The 18,134-nt window shown below is 71.0% G+C and carries 13 protein-coding genes and 1 pseudogene; 7 read left to right on the top strand and 7 right to left on the bottom strand.

Translation table 11 applies throughout. The features are described from left to right. On the bottom strand, positions 1-563 hold a 563-nt coding region (locus tag ACR807_RS25490), incomplete at its 3' end, for a hypothetical protein (RefSeq protein WP_438923933.1). A 218-nt stretch (positions 564-781) separates the two neighbouring features. Between ACR807_RS25490 and ACR807_RS25495 the strand changes: the two genes are divergently transcribed. Both ACR807_RS25495 and ACR807_RS25500 read left to right on the top strand, forming a co-directional pair. Next, entirely contained in the window at positions 782-3,139 is a 2,358-nt protein-coding gene (locus tag ACR807_RS25495) for a phosphoketolase family protein (protein WP_438923934.1), read from the top strand. Next, complete coding sequence (locus ACR807_RS25500; protein WP_438923935.1) at positions 3,139-4,221, top strand: acetate/propionate family kinase; 1,083 nt, start codon at positions 3,139-3,141, stop codon at positions 4,219-4,221. Before ACR807_RS25495 ends, ACR807_RS25500 begins: the two co-directional genes overlap by 1 nt. A gap of 120 nt (positions 4,222-4,341) precedes the next feature. Here ACR807_RS25500 and ACR807_RS25505 read toward each other — a convergent pair. Together ACR807_RS25505 and pflA are read right to left on the bottom strand one after the other, a co-directional pair. Then, positions 4,342-4,545 (bottom strand): annotated as a pseudogene (locus ACR807_RS25505) (DUF4342 domain-containing protein); the annotation flags it as partial. Positions 4,546-4,681: 136 nt separating this feature from the next. Next, a complete protein-coding gene (gene pflA, locus ACR807_RS25510) occupies positions 4,682-5,410 on the bottom strand; it encodes a pyruvate formate-lyase-activating protein (protein ID WP_438923936.1) in 729 nt (242 codons plus the stop codon). Between the two features lie 397 nt (positions 5,411-5,807). Between pflA and ACR807_RS25515 the strand changes: the two genes are divergently transcribed. Continuing rightward, positions 5,808-7,169 (top strand): endo-1,4-beta-xylanase, encoded by a 1,362-nt coding sequence (locus ACR807_RS25515; RefSeq protein ID WP_438923937.1) that lies wholly within the window; start codon positions 5,808-5,810, stop codon positions 7,167-7,169. A 574-nt stretch (positions 7,170-7,743) separates the two neighbouring features. Here the strand turns inward: ACR807_RS25515 and ACR807_RS25520 are convergent. After that, entirely contained in the window at positions 7,744-8,769 is a 1,026-nt protein-coding gene (locus tag ACR807_RS25520) for a GNAT family N-acetyltransferase (RefSeq protein ID WP_438923938.1), read from the bottom strand. 594 nt (positions 8,770-9,363) lie between these two features. Between ACR807_RS25520 and ACR807_RS25525 the strand changes: the two genes are divergently transcribed. The 4 genes from ACR807_RS25525 to ACR807_RS25540 all read left to right on the top strand — a co-directional run bounded on the left by ACR807_RS25525 (position 9,364) and on the right by ACR807_RS25540 (position 14,996). Continuing rightward, a complete protein-coding gene (locus ACR807_RS25525) occupies positions 9,364-9,831 on the top strand; it encodes a hypothetical protein (protein ID WP_438923939.1) in 468 nt (155 codons plus the stop codon). Between the two features lie 135 nt (positions 9,832-9,966). Beyond that, complete coding sequence (locus ACR807_RS25530) at positions 9,967-10,617, top strand: hypothetical protein (RefSeq protein WP_438923940.1); 651 nt, start codon at positions 9,967-9,969, stop codon at positions 10,615-10,617. A gap of 396 nt (positions 10,618-11,013) precedes the next feature. Beyond that, positions 11,014-13,854, top strand: coding sequence for an aldehyde dehydrogenase family protein (locus ACR807_RS25535; protein ID WP_438923941.1), 2,841 nt, complete (start codon positions 11,014-11,016; stop codon positions 13,852-13,854). After that, positions 13,848-14,996 (top strand): MFS transporter, encoded by a 1,149-nt coding sequence (locus ACR807_RS25540; RefSeq protein WP_438923942.1) that lies wholly within the window; start codon positions 13,848-13,850, stop codon positions 14,994-14,996. Before ACR807_RS25535 ends, ACR807_RS25540 begins: the two co-directional genes overlap by 7 nt. Here ACR807_RS25540 and ACR807_RS25545 read toward each other — a convergent pair. The 3 genes from ACR807_RS25545 to ACR807_RS25555 are packed head-to-tail and all read right to left on the bottom strand — an operon-like array spanning position 14,993 to position 18,109. Then, positions 14,993-15,718, bottom strand: a complete 726-nt coding sequence (locus tag ACR807_RS25545; protein ID WP_438923943.1) for a gamma-glutamyl-gamma-aminobutyrate hydrolase family protein — start codon at positions 15,716-15,718, stop codon at positions 14,993-14,995. The genes ACR807_RS25540 and ACR807_RS25545 overlap by 4 nt on opposite strands. Next, a complete protein-coding gene (locus tag ACR807_RS25550; protein WP_438923944.1) occupies positions 15,715-17,052 on the bottom strand; it encodes an O-acetylhomoserine aminocarboxypropyltransferase/cysteine synthase family protein in 1,338 nt (445 codons plus the stop codon). Before ACR807_RS25550 ends, ACR807_RS25545 begins: the two co-directional genes overlap by 4 nt. Beyond that, on the bottom strand, positions 17,039-18,109 hold the full coding sequence (locus tag ACR807_RS25555; RefSeq protein ID WP_438923945.1) for a fatty acid desaturase: 1,071 nt from the start codon (positions 18,107-18,109) through the stop codon (positions 17,039-17,041). The genes ACR807_RS25550 and ACR807_RS25555 overlap by 14 nt, the downstream gene beginning before the upstream one ends. Between the last annotated feature and the right edge of the window lie 25 nt (positions 18,110-18,134).

Below are 18,134 nucleotides of genomic sequence, written 5' to 3' on the forward strand. Positions count from 1 at the left end.
ACCGGCAGGGTCGCCCACCAGCGGCCCAGGCCCCAGGTCGCGCCCGCGGCGGTGAGTGCGACCGCGATCAGCGCGACGGCGTAGATGATGTGGTAGTCGACGATCGGGTTGGTCGACGTGCTCGGTTCGCCGGCCGAGGTGAACTTCGCGAGCGGCCACTCCGCCGCCCACATGAGCAGCATCATCACCGTCCCCGCGACGGCGGCGAGGCGCAGGCCGATGCCGGCGACGACGGCGACGCCGATGGCGAGCAGGCCCAGCATGAACAGCCAGTCCGCCCACCAGGCCCCGGCCCAGGCGTGGAACACCGACTCGAACGGGCCGACCGCGACCCGGCCGAGGAACCCCTTGGTGGGCGACCCGCCGTTGATCCAGGCGTTGGCCGCCTTGGTGGCGTAGCCGAACCCGAAGAGCTTGTCGAAGAACGCCCAGAGGAACACGAACCCGGTCGTGATCCGCAGGACCGCGAGCGCGACGGCCCCGGCGTCGGCACGCGTCACCGTCGTGGCGACCGTGCGGGCCTCGGCCCCTGCCGTTCCCTCGGAGCGGGCGAACGCTGTCATGGCTCTCGTCTCCTCTGCTTCCGTCCTCGGCCCAAGCCTCTCGCCGGGAACGGCCGGGCGACGCGGGCGAAGGTCCTCGATCCACGGGGACGTCCGGCGCGTTCACCCGGCTCAGGGCCGAAGGGCCCTGTCCGGGCGGGGACCGCCGCCCCTGGGGCGGGATCGATCCCGACGGCAGTGTCGGTCCCAGCACCCGACACCCACTCAGGAGAAGCGCGATGCCGCAGCCCGGAACCACCGACCTGGAGCTGGTCGACGCCTACTGGCGCGCCGCGAACTACCTCTCGGCGGGGCAGATCTACCTGCTGGACAACCCGCTGCTGTCCACGCCGCTGACCCCCGCGCACATCAAGCCGAGACTGCTGGGCCACTGGGGCACCACGCCCGGCCTGAACTTCCTCTACGCCCACCTCAACCGGGTGATCAACGCCCGGTCGCAGGACGTCCTGTTCGTCACCGGTCCCGGTCACGGCGGTCCGGCGCTGCTCGCCAACACCTGGTTGGAGGGCAGCTACACCGAGACGCACCCGAGCGTGTCCCGCGACGGGGAGGGGATGCGGGCGCTGTTCCGCCAGTTCTCCTTCCCCGGCGGCGTGCCGAGCCACGTGGCGCCGGAGGTGCCGGGGTCGATCCACGAGGGCGGCGAGCTGGGCTACTCCCTCGCCCACGCCTTCGGCGCGGCGTTCGACAACCCGGACCTGGTGGTGGCGTGCGTGGTCGGCGACGGCGAGGCCGAGACCGGTCCGCTGGCCGCGAGCTGGCACGGCACGAAGTTCCTCAACCCGGCCCGGGACGGGGCGGTGCTGCCGATCCTGCACCTCAACGGCTACAAGATCGCCAACCCGGCGCTGCTGGCCCGCATCCCGCACGAGGAGCTGGACTCCCTGCTGCGCGGCTACGGCTACACCCCCCACTACGTGGAGGGCGACGACCCGGCCGTGCTGCACCCGCGCATGGCCCGGGTCTTCGACGAGGTGTTCGACGAGATCCACGCCATCAAGGACGCCGCCCGCGCCGGGAACACCGAGCGCCCCCGCTGGCCGGTGATCGTGCTGCGCACCCCGAAGGGGTGGACCGGTCCGGCCGAGGTGGACGGCGTACCGGTGGAGGGCACGTGGCGTTCCCACCAGGTCCCGCTGGCCGGTGTGCGGGACAACCCCGCCCACCTGGCCCAGCTGGAGGCGTGGTTGCGCTCCTACCGCCCGGAGGAGCTGTTCGACGCCGACGGCCGCCCGACGCCCGAACTGCTCGCCCTCGCCCCGCGCGGCGAGCTGCGGATGGGCGCGACCCCGCACGCCAACGGCGGCCTGCTGCTGCGCGACCTGCGCCTGCCGGGCACGGCGCCCCACGCGGTGGAGGTCGTCAAGCACGGCACCACGGCCTCGGAACCGATGCGGGTGCTGGGCCGGATGCTGCGCGACGTGATGACCCTCAACGCCGCCGAGCGCAACTTCCGCGTGTTCGGCCCCGACGAGACCGCCTCCAACCGCCTCGACGCGGTGTTCGAGGTGACCGCGAAGCAGTGGCTGGCCGAGAAGCTGCCCACCGACGAGCATCTGGAGACCGACGGCCGCGTGGTGGAGGTGCTCTCGGAGCACCTGTGCCAGGGGTTCCTGGAGGGCTACCTGCTCACCGGGCGGCACGGGGTGTTCAACTGCTACGAGGCGTTCATCCACATCGTGGACTCGATGTTCAACCAGCACGCCAAGTGGCTCAAGACGCACCGGCACATCGACTGGCGGCGTCCGGTGGCCTCGCTCAACTACCTGCTCTCGTCGCACGTGTGGCGGCAGGACCACAACGGCTTCTCCCACCAGGACCCCGGCTTCATCGACCACGTGATGAACAAGAAGGCCGAGGTCGTCCGCGTCTACCTGCCCGCCGACACCAACACCCTGCTGTCGGTGGCGGACCACTGCCTGCGCAGCCGCGACTACGTCAACGTCGTCGTGGCGGGCAAGAACTTCACGCCCGACTGGCTCAGCCCGGAGGAAGCGGCGCTGCACTGCGCGCGCGGCGCGGGCATCTGGGAGTGGGCCGGCACCGACGACGGCACGGGCGAGCCGGACGTGGTGCTGGCCTGTGCCGGCGACGCCCCGACGCTGGAGGTCATGGCCGCCGCCGCGGTGCTGCGCGAGCACCTGCCCGAGCTGAAGGTGCGCGTGGTCAACGTGGTCGACCTCATGCGCCTGCAACCCGACACCGAACACCCGCACGGGATGCCCGACCGCGAGTTCGACGCCCTGTTCACCCCCGACAAGCCGGTGATCTTCGCCTACCACGGCTACCCGTGGCTGATCCACCGCCTGACCTACCGGCGCACCAACCACCGCGACATCCACGTGCGCGGCTACAAGGAGGAGGGCACCACCACCACGCCGTTCGACATGCTCGTGCTCAACGACCTCGACCGCTACCGGCTGGTCGTCGACGTCCTCGACCGCGTGCCCGGGCTCGGCGTCAAGGCCGCCGGCCTGCGCCAGCGCATGACCGACCAGCGCGCCCGCCACCACACCCACATCCGCGAGCACGGCGAGGACCTGCCCGAGGTCCGCGACTGGACCTGGCCGTACTGATGAACGTGCTGGTGGTCAACGCGGGCTCCTCCAGCCTGAAGCTGACCGTGCTCGGCCGGGACGACGCGGTCCTGGCCGAGCACCACGTCGAGCGGTGGGACGGGAACACCCCCGACCTGGGGTCCGACCTGCCGCCCGTGCACGCCGTGGGGCACCGCGTCGTCCACGGCGGCACCCGCTTCACCGCGCCGGTCGTCGTCACGTCCGAGGTGCGCGGGGGGATCGCCGCGCTCACCGACCTCGCCCCGCTGCACCAGCCCCGCGCCCTCGCCGGCATCGACGCGGCCCGGGCGCTGCTGCCCGACGTGCCGCACGTCGCGTGCTTCGACACCGCCTTCCACGCCGGCCTGCCCCCGGCGGCCTCGACCTACCCGCTGCCGGGGGAGTGGCGAGCCCGCTGGGACCTGCGCCGCTACGGCTTCCACGGCCTGTCGCACGCCTACGCGTCCCGCCGCGCGACCGAGCTGACGGGTCTGCCCGGTGCCCGCGTCGTCACCTGTCACCTGGGCGCGGGGTGTTCGCTGGCCGCCGTCCGCGGCGGTCGCGCGGTCGACACCACCACGGGCTTCACCCCGCTGGGCGGCCTGCCCATGGCCACCCGCAGCGGCGACCTCGACCCCGGCGTGCTGCTGCACCTGCTCGACCACCTCACCCCCGGCGAACTCGCCGACGGCCTCGCGCACCGCTCGGGCCTGCTCGGCCTCTCCGGCCACGCCGACCTGCGCGACGTCCACGCCGCCATCGCGACCGGCTCCGCGGACGCCGGCCTGGCGCTCGACGTCTTCACCCACCGCCTGCGGCAGGGCATCGCCGCGATGGCCGCCTCACTGGGCGGCTTGGACGTGCTGGTCTTCACCGGTGGTATCGGCGAACACGACCCGATCGTGCGAACCCGCGCCGTCGAAGGGCTCGCGTTCCTCGGCCTGCGCCCGAGCCCGGCCCGCAACGCCGCCGCGCACGGCGACACCCGCATCACCTCGGACGCCTCCACCGCCTCCGCCTGGGTCGTCGGGGCCCGGGAGGACGTCGAGATCGCCGCCGGCGTCCGCCAGGCCCTGCGGAGCGTTCCGGCACGCGGTTGAGCGGGGGGCGCGTCGTCCGACACGCCCCCCGCTCGACCGATCACCTACACCGTCGGCGGCTCGTGGTGCTCCACCTCCGACCCGTGTTCCCCCCACCTCGGGTTCGCGCCGGTCCACCTCGATCGACCACTCGCTCGCCACGGCCGCGATCGCGGCGACCGCCGTGATGACCGGAGCGGCGACCGCCGCGACGACCCCCGCCGTCAGCGGAACCTCCATCACGGTGTGGCCCTTGTCGTTCTTGATGACCAGGCGGCGGACGCTGCCCTCGTGCCGGGTCCGCAATGTCGACCGACCAGGAGCGCACTTCCGCCGCGGAGGCACTCCGATGGGGTGCCCTCGGGGATGACGGTCGGGAGTGGCCGTTCAGGGGGTGCCCGCCCATCGACGGGTTCGGGCCCCGGCCGGGTGCCGGGGTCGCGGACCTCCTACGTCCCGTGATGGGGGTCGGCGGGGCGGTTCACGCCCGCAGCCCGTGCGCGGTGAACTGCCCGCGCACCCGCTCGCCCAGCTCCGCGTCCGGTACCGGGGTGTCGGTGAGCAGGAAGGGCAGGCCGATGGCCGCGTACTTCGGCGCGCCCATCCTGTGGAACGGCAGCACGTCCACGCGTTCCAGGGCCGGTCCGAGCGTGGCGGTGAAGGCCGCGACGCCCTCGACGTCGGCCGGGTCGTCGGTCAGGTCGGGCACCAGGACGAACCTGATCCACATCGGCTTGCCCAGGTCGGCCAACCGCCGGGCGAACTCCAGCGTCGGCGCGACCTCACCACCCGTCACGTGCCGGTAGGTGGTCGGGTCCCAGGACTTGATGTCCAGCAGCACCAGGTCGGTGTCGGCCGGCAGCTCGTCCGACGCACGCGCGCCCAGGAGACCGGAGGTGTCCAGGGCGGTGTGCAGGCCCATGCCCTTCACCGCGTGCAGCAGTTCCGCGGTGAACGCCGGTTGCGGCAACGGCTCGCCGCCGCTGATGGTCACGCCGCCGCCCGCCACCTCGATGAAGCGGCGGTACTTCGCGATCTCGGCCACCAGGTCGTCCACGGTGACGCGCCGCCCGTACCGCTCGAAGCGGGTCTCCGGGTTGTGGCAGTACAGGCAGCGCAGCGGGCACCCGGCGGTGAAGACGACGAACCGGGTGTCGGGGCCGTCCACGGCGGTGGCGAGGTCCCAGGAGTGGACGGTCCCGGTGGTCATCAGAGCGACCCGTGGAACCGCGGTCTTCCGGTGAAGGGCATAAATGTGAGCGCTAACTTTATGTTGTGCGGCGAAACGGAAGCAGTCGAATGATTCGACAGTCGGCTCCGTCGCAGCTAAAAATAGCTAAAGTTTCCAGGTTGCTCTATAGGGAGTAATTCGACACCGATGCGGGCGGTCATATCTTGTGAACGTGAACATCCTGCGGTAACACTGGCATCGACGGACCGGCGGGTAGCGGACCTGCGGGCGGCGGACCCCGCGACCGCGAGCGCGGCACGACCCGGCGCGCGACCCCGACCGCCCACCGCGACAGCGGACGAACGTCCCGATCCGGACGGTTCCACCCACCGCGCCCGCCCGTGAAGGCGGGTGCTGCGCAGAAAGCACCGGACACATGAAACTGACAACGAAGTCGGTGTCACGAGTGGCGCTCGTGACGACGTTGGTCGCCGCCGCAGCCGGCGGCACCGCGGTCCTGACCGCCACCTCGGCCAACGCCGCGAGCACGCTGGGCGCGTCGGCGGCCCAGAGCGGCCGCTACTTCGGCACCGCCGTCGCGGCCGGCCGGCTCGGCGACTCGACCTACGTCGGAATCCTCAACCGGGAGTTCGACATGGTCACCGCCGAGAACGAGATGAAGATGGACGCCACCGAGCCGAACCAGAACCAGTTCAGCTACGCCAACGGCGACCGGATCGTCAACCACGCCCGCAACCAGGGCAAGCGCGTGCGCGGCCACACCCTGGCCTGGCACGCCCAGCAGCCCGGCTGGATGCAGCGCATGGAGGGCTCGGCGCTGCGCTCCGCGCTGGTCAACCACATCACCAAGGTCGCGTCCTACTACCGGGGCAAGGTCTACGCGTGGGACGTGGTGAACGAGGCGTTCGCCGACGGCGGCAGCGGCGGCCGGCGCGACTCCAACCTCCAGCGCACCGGCAACGACTGGATCGAGGTCGCCTTCCGCACCGCCCGCGCCGCCGACCCCGGCGCGAAGCTCTGCTACAACGACTACAACACCGACAGCTGGGCCGCCGCCAAAACCCAAGGCGTGTACCGGATGGTCCAGGACTTCAAGTCCCGCGGCGTCCCGATCGACTGCGTCGGGCTGCAGTCCCACTTCGGCACGAGCATCCCCGGTGACTACCAGACCACGATCCAGCGCTTCGCCGACCTCGGCGTGGACGTGCAGATCACCGAGCTGGACATCGCCGGCTCCGGCAGCCAGCAGGCCGACAACTACCGCCGGGTCACCCAGGCGTGCCTGGCCGTCGCGCGCTGCACGGGCATCACCGTGTGGGGCGTCCGCGACACCGACTCGTGGCGCTACCCGGGCGACTCACCGCTGCTGTTCGACGGCTCGGGGAACAAGAAGGCCGCCTACACCTCCGTCCTCAACGCCCTCAACGCCGCGGGGCCCACCGGTCCGACCACCACTACCACCACCACGTCGCAGGACCCCGGCCCCGGCGGCTGCACCGCGACCGTGGGCCTGAACAGCTGGAACGGCGGTTTCGTCGCGAACGTCAAGGTCACCGCCGGGTCGTCCGCGTTGAACGGCTGGTCCGTCTCGGTGCCCCTGCCCGGCGGGGCGACGGTGACCGGCCAGTGGAGCTCCAACCGCTCCGGCAGCAGCGGCACGGTGACGTTCACCAACGTCGACTACAACGGCAACGTCGCGGCGGGGCAGTCGGTCGAGTTCGGGTTCCAGGCCACCGGCAGCGCCGGCTCGCTGTCCCCGACCTGCACGGCACGGTGACGCGGACGGCCGGACGCCGGGCGAGCGCCGACACGACGGTGTGAAGCGGCCTGCCCCTCACGCGTCCTGCCCGGGGTGCCGGGCAGACCGCCGCGTGCGCCGCCGCGCCCGTCCCGACACGTAGGCCACCACGACGGTTCCGCTCCGGGCGCGCGACGTCTTCGGAGCGGAACCGGCCACGCCACCGGAGTCCGTCGACGTCCTGGTGCACGCGGTCCGGGTTCAGGACTCGCGCCGTGACCCGCCGTCCCGGGGCAGACTTCGTTAAATTTCTATGATTACTTCAGTGTAGACTTACGCCAAGTGTATGAACAGCCGGGCACGGAATTTCACGCCACGAGGACGAGAGCTTGGCGACGGCCGACGCGGGCTTCGCGTGGGGTGCGAACACGGTTGTGCGGAGTTTCGTGGTTCATTCCCGGCTCGCGGGCGACCTGCCACAACGGCCGGTCCGGCGAACGGGCCGACCTCAGCTCGAAGGTTGTCGCTGCCGGTCAAGCAGCGCATCTGAACTCGTCGATGAGATCACCCGAGAGGCTGGTGGTGGCGGCACGCGCCTCGGGTCGCCCGTGCCTCACGATCCGGTCGGCGAGTCGTCCGGGAGCAGGCCGGTGACGTCGCGGTTCATCGCGACCAGCGTTCGGACGGTGGCGAAGCCGAGCTGGTGGTTGACCCGGATCATGTGGGTGTTCTCACGACCCGTGGACGTCTGGAACCGCTCCAGCTCGGGGTGGTCGGCGACCACCCACTTCGCCATCGCCGCCTTGACCGCCAGGCCGAGTCCGCGTCCGCGGTGCGCGGCGAGCACGGCCGTGTCGAGTTGGTAGCCCCAGTTCTTCCGGTGGGGTGGGACGACCATCTCGGTGAAACCCGCCACCTCGCCGGTCTTCTCGTGCACTGCGACGACCACCCGGTGCTCGACTCCCTGCGCGCGCAGGTCCGCCTCGTGCTGCCGGACCGCGGCCGGTGTCCAGCGCGGGTTCCCGAACTCGCTGTCCTCCAGGGGTGCGTCGTGGATGGCGTCGCGGGCCGTGGCGTAGGAGTCGACCAGTGGCTCCGGCGCGCTGCCCCGCCACCGCTCGACCCGGTACCCCGCGGCCGGTTCGGCGTTCCACGGCGTCCGGTCGGCGTGGGCGAGTTCCAGTGCCTGGATCACGATCGAGCGGACGGGGCGGAAACCCAGTCCGATGGCCCAGGGCTCCGCGGGGCTGCCGGCTTCGACCTGCCAGCCCTCGATGGTTTCGCGGCCCCTGTCTCGGCACAGCGAGGCGATAGCCGTCAGCAGGGCGGTGCCGATGCCGCGTCGACGGGCTTCCGGTCGGACCTGCACCTCGGCGACCGCCAGGTGGGTGTTCTCCGTGTCCGGGAAGTGGGCGTTCGCGATGCCGACCACGCCGCCGCCGTCCCGTGCGACCCAGTGGACGGCGGGTCCCAGACCGGGGAACGGGGTGCTCAACCGGCCGATCACGTTCTCGTAGGTCAACCGGGGCTCGTCGGGTCGGTCGAACTCCTGGCAGGCCACGACCACCTGGTAGTGGTCGACGAGGTCCGCCTCGCTCGCGTTCGCCGGTTCGAACCGCTCGATCAGGTCGTCATCCATGCGTCACACCGGTCCCCTCCACCGCGCGGACGTTTTCCGCCGGCGATCCAATCACCGGCGGGCCGGTCGTCGCCACACGGTTGTGCCCGGGTGTGGATGACCGGGAGGCGTGGGGGTTACCGCGGTTGCGGGTAATCGGCGTCACTTTGACCGTGGTGATGGTGGTGCGCCATGCTTTGCCGGCAGGGGGGAGTACCCACTGAGTTCGTGATCGTCATTCCGGTCGCTCCGCGGCGACCCGGTCACGGCGCCACCGTGTTCGGTGGTCGGGGAGACCTCGGTTCGCAGTGGGAACCGGAGGACCCGTCATGCGCTCTACACCCGTTCCGGCCGTCGTAGCAGCGGCTCGTGGTGTCCGCCCAGTCGTGGGCACCCTTTTCCGGGCCGGCGTCACGCCCTCGGCCTGATCCCGTACGGCTTCCGGGCCCGAAGAGGCCGGAAGCCGGTTCGGCGCTGTCCGGGCGCTCGAACCGGCCTTGTCGACGACCGAGCCCGCCGGCGGGACGACCTGTGGTCTCCCCGTGCGATCCGGCGTGCCTTCACCAAGGGGGACTTGTGAAATCAGATGCCCGTGCGCGCCTGTGGGGTGTGTTGTTGTGCGTCCTGGTGGCTGTGGGGTGTACTTCGCTCGCCGAGCTGTCCAACCTCAGGTCCCGCGTCCAGGACGCGGGTTACACCGGGGTTTCCGTCGAGCACAACACCTCCAACGGCTTCGACACGCTCGCCGTCGCCGCCTACGCCGCCGACCGGGGGACCGACGACGGCGAGAAGATCTTCCGCCTGGTCTGGGAGACCTATCCCGAGGACGTCGACCGCGTCGTGGTCGTCGTCAACGACAAGGCGCGGGCCGCTTCCAAGGAGGAACTGCGCAAGGCGTACGGCCCTCGCAAGTTCCAGCCCGCCGGTGGGTCCGGTTCGGGCACCGTCCTCCTGTGGGTCCTCTTCGCCGCCTTCCTGGTGGTCTGCGGTCTGATCGCCGCGGAGATCGTCCGCCGTCGCAGGCGCCGCCGCGTTGAGCGGGTGGTGCCGCCCCGCCCGCCGGGTCCGTACTACAAGTTCTGACACGTCGGGTCGGTTCCACGGTCGGTGGAACCGACCCGATGGCTCGCAGCCCGGGATACCGTTGATGCGCTGCTCGGCGAAGTCACCTGCTCTCCCCAGGGGAGGCGTCTGCCGGATGCCCTGTGGTGCCGCTGGTTGGCCAAGGGACGCTTCCACGATCGACCGGGTTCGGTGGGCGACCTTCGCTTGTCGAAGTTCGGGTTGGGTGACGGTGGCCGGTTGGGCGGACAGGAGGACCTGTGTCCGGCCGGAGCCGTCCACGGCGTTCGTGCCGCGCAGGTCGCCTCCGTCGCCGTCGTGGGGGTCGTCGATGTGGTGCCGGAGCGAGCCGTCGAGCTTGTGTCCGAAGTAGACGCCCCGACCGGGTGGCAGCACGTCTTCGAACACCTGTCGCTTGGTGGACCGCGGTTCGCAGCGCGTCCAGTCGTCCGTTCCGCGGATCTTGCAGGACAGCAGCCTGTCGTCGCTGTGGTCTGGCTGCAGGTCATGTCCGGGTCGTTGCGGTGGTTGTACCAGTCGGTGGCCCGGGTCGGCATCTCGGTGCGGGTGATCTTCCCGCCGATCGTCGAGGTGGCCGCAACGAGGGCTGGGGCCGGCGTGGGCGCTACCGGCGTCGCCGCTGTGACCGGCACCGCGACCGATTTTCTCGGCAGCATCGTGGTCGTGCGGTCGAGGCCCCTCGGGGTCGCTGACGCTTTACTGAACGCCGACCTGGCACGTGAACCGACACCGCAACAGCAGGGGGGCGCCGGCCCCGGGCCTTCGGACCTGCGGCCTCCTGGATGAGGACGAGCGGAATCCGGTGAAGCCGTCAGGGCGGGGTCCTGGCACCCCACGGGCTCGGGCGTGGTGGCGTAGTCGGTCGTGGTGCCGTGTCGGTCGATGTCGCCGCCGGCCTGTGCCCGCATCCCGCATCCCGCCGGCATCCCTCGTGCTCCGCGTGGGCTCGACGGGCGTGGTTGAAGTCGTCGGCAGGCGCGAGGCCCGTGGGTCGTACCGCGCCGTCGGGTTCCGCCGTCGCGGCGTCGCTCCTCGGCGGCTGCATCCGGACGCCTGAGTGATCATGCGTCCGAATGACGGTTCCTAATCTTCTCCGAGCCGCTAGGTTCGAAATAGTGATCGGCGGGGCTGTGAATGTGCAGCCTGACTGGTCCCTGTATTCGCCATCGGGGGGAAATTTCCATGTCATCGCGACTGGGTTCCAGTGCGCACGATTGGTGTGCGGATGAAGCGGGGAAAATTGCCGCGTTGCTCGACGCGAAGGATCGGCGAACCGGGGCGGTGGTCTTCGGAGCGGGCTTCGGCCCGTCCGGTCTGCCGCACGTCGGAACGGTGGCCGAAGTCGTCAGGACGTCCTTTGTCCGGCAATCGTTCGAGGAGTTCTCCGGCCGTGCCACGCGGATCGTCGTGGTCGCCGACGACATGGACGCGCTCCGCAGGATTCCGGATAATTTACCAGCTCAGGGTATGCTCGGCAAGTACGTGGGGCTGCCGCTGCACCGTGTTCCGGATCCCTTCGGCGACGCGAGCAGCCTCGCCGAGAACATGATCGGGAGGTTGCGCCGGATGCTCGACCTGGTGGAGGTCGACTGCGAGCTGGTGCGCAGTTCCGACCTCTACCACGGGGGTGCGCACGATTCGACGGTTCGCACCTTCTTGGCCGACTTCGAAGGAATCAACACGCTCATCGGGCGTTCGGTGGGGGCCTTGCGCCGGAAGTCCTACAGTTTCGTGATGCCATTATCGCCGTTCACGGGACGGGTCATCGAGCACATCCGGGTGGTCGACGTCGACGCGAAAGCGGGCACCATCGCCTACGAAATCCCGGAGGACGTGGTGGTACAGCGTCCGGGAGTGGCCCATGGTCTCGAACCGCGCGAGTACTACCCGGACGAGCCGATCGGCGAGCGCGTGACCGTGTCCGCGCTCGGCGGCGGGTGCAAGTTCCAGTGGAAGGCCGACTGGGCGCTGCGCTCGCTCAGCGGCGACATCGCCTACGAGATGCACGGGCAGGACCTGGCGGGCTCGGCCCACGTCCTCCGGCAGATCTTCGACCGGCTGCACCGCACACCGCCGGTCCTCTACGAGTACGGCCTGTTCGTCGATGAGCGCGGCCGCAAGATCTCCAAGAGCGTCGGCAACGGGTTCCCGCTCTCGGAGGCCCTCGACTGCCTCACGCCGGACGCCCTGCGGCTGCTGCTGTACCGCAAGCCCCGCCGGCCCCGCCGGATCGACCTCCCGTCGGTACCGCGCATCAACGACGCGGTGCGCCACGAGGTGCGGCAGGGCGAACGCGGTGGTGCGGGGGCGCGGTTGCGCCTGCGCAGGATCGGTGTGACGACGCCACCCGGAGGACCGGGGTTCGGCACGCTGGTGCGGGTCCTGGCGGCCTGTGCGCCACTGGACCTGGACGGCGCGACGGCGTTCGTCGAGCGGACGTTCCCCTCGGCACGCCGTCCGGCTCCGGAACTCGTGGCGCGGGCGTGGCGCTACCACCTGCGCACCCGTCCCGAGCCCGAGCCGGTCGTCCCCGACGCCGAGACGGCGGCGGTGCTGCGCAGGCTGGCGGACGCGTTGGCCGCCGCACCGCACGCCGATCCCGGGCGGCTCCTGCGCGACGCGCTCGGAGGCCACGCCCCCTCCTACCGCTCGCTGTACTCGGTGTTGCTCGGCAGGCCGCGCGGGCCGAAGCTGGCCACGTGGTTGACGATCGCCGGCGCCGAGCGTTCGCTCGCACTGGTGCGGGACGTGCTGTCCCGCGGCGCACAGGCCCGCGAGCGGCCGGTGAGCAGCGGGCTCACCCCGATCGACTTCGTCGAAGTGCGGGAGCGCGCCAGGCTGTTCGCCGCGCTCCTGAGGGAACGCACCGCCGCGATCGTGCGCGGCCTGTCCGGCTACCAGTGCGCGAACGTGGCGCTCGACGAGATCGAGCGGTCCGTCGACCTGCTGGACAACCTGCACCTCAACCGCGACTACTTCCGCGCGAAGGTGGGCGCGGTGACCACGTTCCTGCCGCTGAACCAGCCGCTGTACGCCACGGTGTGCTTCGGGGTCGTCCCGTCCCTCATGGCCGAGGACACCGCGCTCCGCCCGCCGACGGTCATGCACCCGCACTACCGGGTGCTGGCCGACGTGCTGGACCTCACGACGCACTTCCCCGAGCTGCACGTGTCGTACGACGGCAAGGAGGAGTTCGTCGCGCAGCGGGCGCACCGCACGGACGCGGTGGTGTTCACCGGCACACCGGAGAACGCCGGCAAGGTCCGCAAGTCGTTCCCGCGGCGAACCCTGTTCATCCTCAACGGTTCCGGTCACAACCCGCTTGTGGTGACCGAGACCGCGGACGTGGACCTCGCGGTCACCTGCGCACTGCGGGTCGTGCTGTACAACCAGGGACAGGACTGCGCCGGGCCGAACGCCCTCCTGGTCCACCGCGACCGCCTGGCGGAGTTCCGCGAGACCCTGCTGGCGCGGCTGCGTGCAGTCGAGCACCGCATCGGGCCCTACGCCGACCCGGACAACCTGGTGGGCCCGAACACCGATCCGGACCACGCCGTGAAAATGGTCCGGAGGTTCCGCGACGACCGCCGCCACTGGGTCCACGGTGGCGAGGTCAACCCCGTCAGCGGGTTGATCAGGCCCGCCGTGTTCGAGAAGGACCTGACGCTGGGCGGCAACTTCAACGAGTTCTTCGCCCCGGTGTTCTTCCTGCAGCCCTACGACGGGGACGCCGACCTCGCGCGGTACTTCGAGGACCGGCATTACGCGGCCAACGCCATGTACATCTCGGTGTTCGGCGACAGCCCGTACGTGAAGTCGCTGCTCGACACGCCCCTGCACGACGCGGACTCGATCCTGTGGGACACGGACCTGCACCTGACCGAGCGGGGCCACCTCCCGTACGGCGGACGCGGCCCGGCCGCGTCCTGCCTGTACGTGGACGGTGTCCGGCTGCCGGGCGCGACCTTGCCGCAACGCGACATCTACCTGCACCTGGTCGCACCGCGGAGCGGCCCGTGCTGAGCAGGCGCCGGGAACCCGTCGCCGCGATCTGCACCGTCGCCGTGGTCGGCCTGGTCACCGGCCTCACCGTCCCGCTGATCTCGTTGCGGCTGAGCGCGGGCGGCGCGTCGGCGGCGTTGATCGGCACGGCCGCGGCGCTGCCCGCGGTGGGCATCCTCGCCGCGGTGCTCTGCCTCGGACCGCTGACGTGGCGGTGGCGGGTCAAGCCGCTGCTGCTCGTGGGGATGTCGGGGTCAGGGGTGAGCACCGGGCTGCTCGCGGTGACCGACAGCGTCCCGGCGTGGCTGGTGCTCCGGTTCGCCGTGGGCGTGTTCGCCGGGTTGCTGCTGGTGCTGGGGGAGACCTGGATCAACGCCATCACGGCGGAGGCCACGCGCGGCCGTTGGATCGCCGTCTACACGTCGGTCTTCACGCTGTGCCAGGTATCCGGTCCCGGTCTGCTGGCCCTGTTCGGCTCGGCCGCGCAGTGGTCGCTGCTCGTCGCCGTGCTGACCCACGTGCCGGGGGTCCTCCTGCTGGCCGCCAGTTCGTGCGGGGTCGACTCGTTCCGCGCGGGCAGCCCGAGCCGGATCGTGGTGTTCGCGCGGTCGGCGCCGACGATCGCCCTGGCGGTGCTGATGTTCTCGTTCTTCGACAGCGCGGTGCTGGCCCTGCTGCCGCTGTACGGCATGGCCTACGGCCACACGGAGGCGATCGCCGTGCTCATGGTGGGCACGGTCTTCGCCGGGGACGCCCTGCTCCAGGTGCCGCTGGGCTGGTGGTCGGACCGCGTGGACCGCCGACTGCTCCACGTGGGCTGCGGCGTGGCGGTGTTGCTGCCGGCGCTGTGCATGCCGCTGCTGCTGGGCGTGCCTCACGCGGTGTGGCCCGCCCTGGTGGTGCTGGGCGGCGCGGCGGGCGGCGTGTACACGCTGGGGCTGGTGCGCATCGGCCGGGACTTCACCGCGGACGACCTGATCGACGCGAACGCGGGCGCCACCGTGCTGTGGGCGCTGGGCAGCCTCGTCGGCCCGACGGTGGGCAGCGCCGCGATGAACCTGCTGCCGCCGGACGGCCTGATGCTCGCGCTGGCGGTCGTCACAGCGCTGTTCCTCGCCGTCGCCGTCGCCGACCTCCGGGTACGGGAGCCGCTTCCCCGCTAGACGACCGCGCGCCGCGCCGCGTGCGCCGCGGCGGCGGCACCGAACCCCCTGAACAACGCCACCGACACGTCGTCCGTCGTCGCGTACCACTCGGGGTGCCACTGCACGGCCAGGCCGAACGCCGGACCGCCGGTGGAGACCGCCTCGACCACGCCGTCCGGCGCGACCGCTTCGACCCGGAGGCCGGGGGCGAGCCGGTCGACAGCTTGGTGGTGAAGTGAGTTCACGTCGACGCTCGGTGTGTCGAGCATCCCGCGCAGCACACCGCCCGCGGCCAGCGTCACCGGGTGCGCGGGCAGGTACTGGTCGTTCCTGGGCAGCAAGGGGTCCTCGGCATGCCCGTCGACGTCGCGCAGGGTGCCGCCCAGCGCGACGTTCAGCTCCTGGAGGCCCCGGCATACGCCGAGCACCGGCACCCCCGCCCGCAATGCGGCGGGGATGAGGTTCAGCGCCAGTTCGTCCCGGTGGGGGTCCACCCGCCCCCGTTCGGGTCCGCCGCCGTACCAGCGCGGCAGCACGTCGCTCTGGTGCCCGCCGAACACCACGCCGTCGAACCGGTCCACCACGTGTGCCAGCGCCGGTGCCGGTCCGCCGACGACCACGACCGCGCAGCCGGACACCTGCTCCAACGCCCGGACGTACACCTCGCGCACCGCCACGTGCGGCACGCCGTCCACCCTCTCCGAGGCTGCCGCGAGGGCGACCAACGGCCGGTCCGTCACCCGGCCACCGCCAGCGCGCCCGCGAGGTCGGCGATGAGGTCGTCCACGTGCTCCAGGCCGATGGACAACCGGATCGACCCGGGTGACACGCCGGCGGCGAGCCGGTCGTTCGCGGGCAGCTGCGCGTGCGTCGTGGACGCCGGATGAGTGGCCATCGAACGCACGTCGCCGATGTTGGTCACGTGCGAGATCATCCGCAACGCCTCGATGAACCGCGTGCCCGCGATCAGCCCGCCCGCCAGCTCGAACTGCACCAGCGGGCCACCGTTGCCGCCGGTGTAGCGCCGCAGCCGCGCCACTTCCCCGTCGTCGCCGAGACAGGGGTGGCGCACGGACACCACCGACGGCTGGTCGACGAGGTAGCGCGCGACCACCTCGGCGTTCTCGCCGTGCGCCCGCATCCTCAGCGGCAGGGTCTCGATGCCCTGGATGAGCAGGAACGCGTTGAACGGGCTGAGACACGGTCCGAGGTCGCGCAGCAGCGTCTCGCGGGCCTTGAGCAGGAACGGGCTGCGCCCGAGCGAGCTGCCCAGGCCGGCGCCGGCCTCGGTCCACACCACGTCGCCGTGCGCGGGGTCCGGCGCGGTGAGCAGCGGGTGCCGCCGTGCGTGCCGTGCCCAGTCGAACCGGTTGGAGTCGACGATCAGGCCGCCCAGCGCGCTGCCGTGACCGCCGATGTACTTCGTCGCCGAGTACACCAGGATGTGCGCGCCGAGCTCGAGCGGGCGGCACACCAGCGGCAGCATGGTGTTGTCCAGGACCAGCGGCAGGCCGACCTCCTCGGCGATGCCGGCCACCTCCTCCACCGGGAACAGCCGCAGCTTCGGGTTGGGCAGGGTCTCGCCGAAGTAGCAGCGGGTCCGCGAGTCGGTGGCGTCGGCGAAGTTGCGGGGCTCGTCCGGGCTCACGAACCGGGTCTCGATGCCGAACCTGGCGAAGGTGTTGGCCAGGAGGTTCCAGGTGCCGCCGTACAGCTCGTTGGAGCTGACCAGGTTGTCGCCCGCCTGGCACATGTTGAGCAACGCCAGGGTGATCGCAGCTTGACCGGAGGAGACGGCGAGGGCCGCCGGGGCGTTGTCCACGGCGGCCATCCTGGCCTCCAGCACGTCGCACGTCGGGTTGTTCAACCGCGTGTAAGCGTGGCCGTCCACGCGCAGGTCGAAGATGTCCGCCGCCGTGCCCACGTCGGGCAGCTCGTACGCCGCGGTCTGGAAGATGGGCGTCACCACCGGGTCGGTGAGGCCCATGCGCAGCTCGGCGCCGCCGTGCACGACACCCGACTCCACCCGCCGGTAGACCTTGCCGGCCGCACCCGGCCGCTCAGGCAGCGACATGCGGCTGCTCCGCCTCGTGCGTCATCGACTCGACGATGGCGCCGATCGCGCTCTGCTGCCCCTCGGGTCCCCTGGTGAACAGGCCGCCCAACTGCCGGTCCACCGCCGCGTAGTCCGGGTCGGCCAGCCGTACCCGCCGTGCCTCGGCCAGGCGCCAGAACGGCGTTCGCGGGTCGAGGTGGTGTTCGAGGTGGTAGTTGTCGTTGTGGATGCCGGTGAGGAACTTCTCCCACGTGCGGCTTTTGCGGTTGCGGGTCATGTAGAGGTCCACGTTGGAGTCACGCACCAGCGGTGTGTGCTCGGACAGCTCGATGTACCAACCCAGGATCTGGAAGCTGGTGAGGTAGGGGACCACCCAGAACAACAGCAGCTCGAACCCCCAGCCCTGCGTCGCGCACACCGACACGACGGAGGTCCAGAAAACCCAGAAGCCGACCCGGTCGAGCACCCGCTTGCGCCGGGGAACCGGGGTCCGCGGCACGTCGGCGGCCCGCAGGTGGCCCTGCTTGAGCAGCCGGTACCGGTTGCGCACGAGGTACTTCAGGTAGGCCCACGTCTGTGTCCCGAACAAGGGCATGACGACCGTGCGGAGCACGTACGCGCGTGGCGAGGACATCTCGTAGGCCCGCTGCTCGATGAAGAACCTCAGGTCCGGGTCGCCCTCGGGATTGCCGAGCTTGGGGTGGTGCGTGAACACGTGCGAGATCTTGTACGCGTAGTGCTGCTGGAAGATCGGGTACGCCGTGAGCACCGTGCCGACGAACATCTGCACCTTGCGGTTCGAGGCGCCGATGCCATGCGCGCAGTCGTGCAGGATGGTCGACAGCCCGCGCTGGCGTGCGCCGATCACGAGCACCGCCAAGGGGTAGAACCAGTAGGAGACGCCGAGGCACAGCCAAGCGCAGAAGACCATCCAGGCGACGTCTTCCAGCCACGCCAGCGCGGCGTGCCAGTTGTCGCTGCGGTTGAGCTTCTTGATGCCGCGCTCGACCTCCTCCGGGAAGCGGTGCATCCGGTAGCGCTTCCCGTCGAACGCCCAGGTGTACTCGTCGGACATCGGCGACTCCTTCCGGGGGCGTTTC

This window comes from Saccharothrix sabaoui (assembly GCF_051756985.1).
GTDB lineage: Bacteria > Actinomycetota > Actinomycetes > Mycobacteriales > Pseudonocardiaceae > Actinosynnema.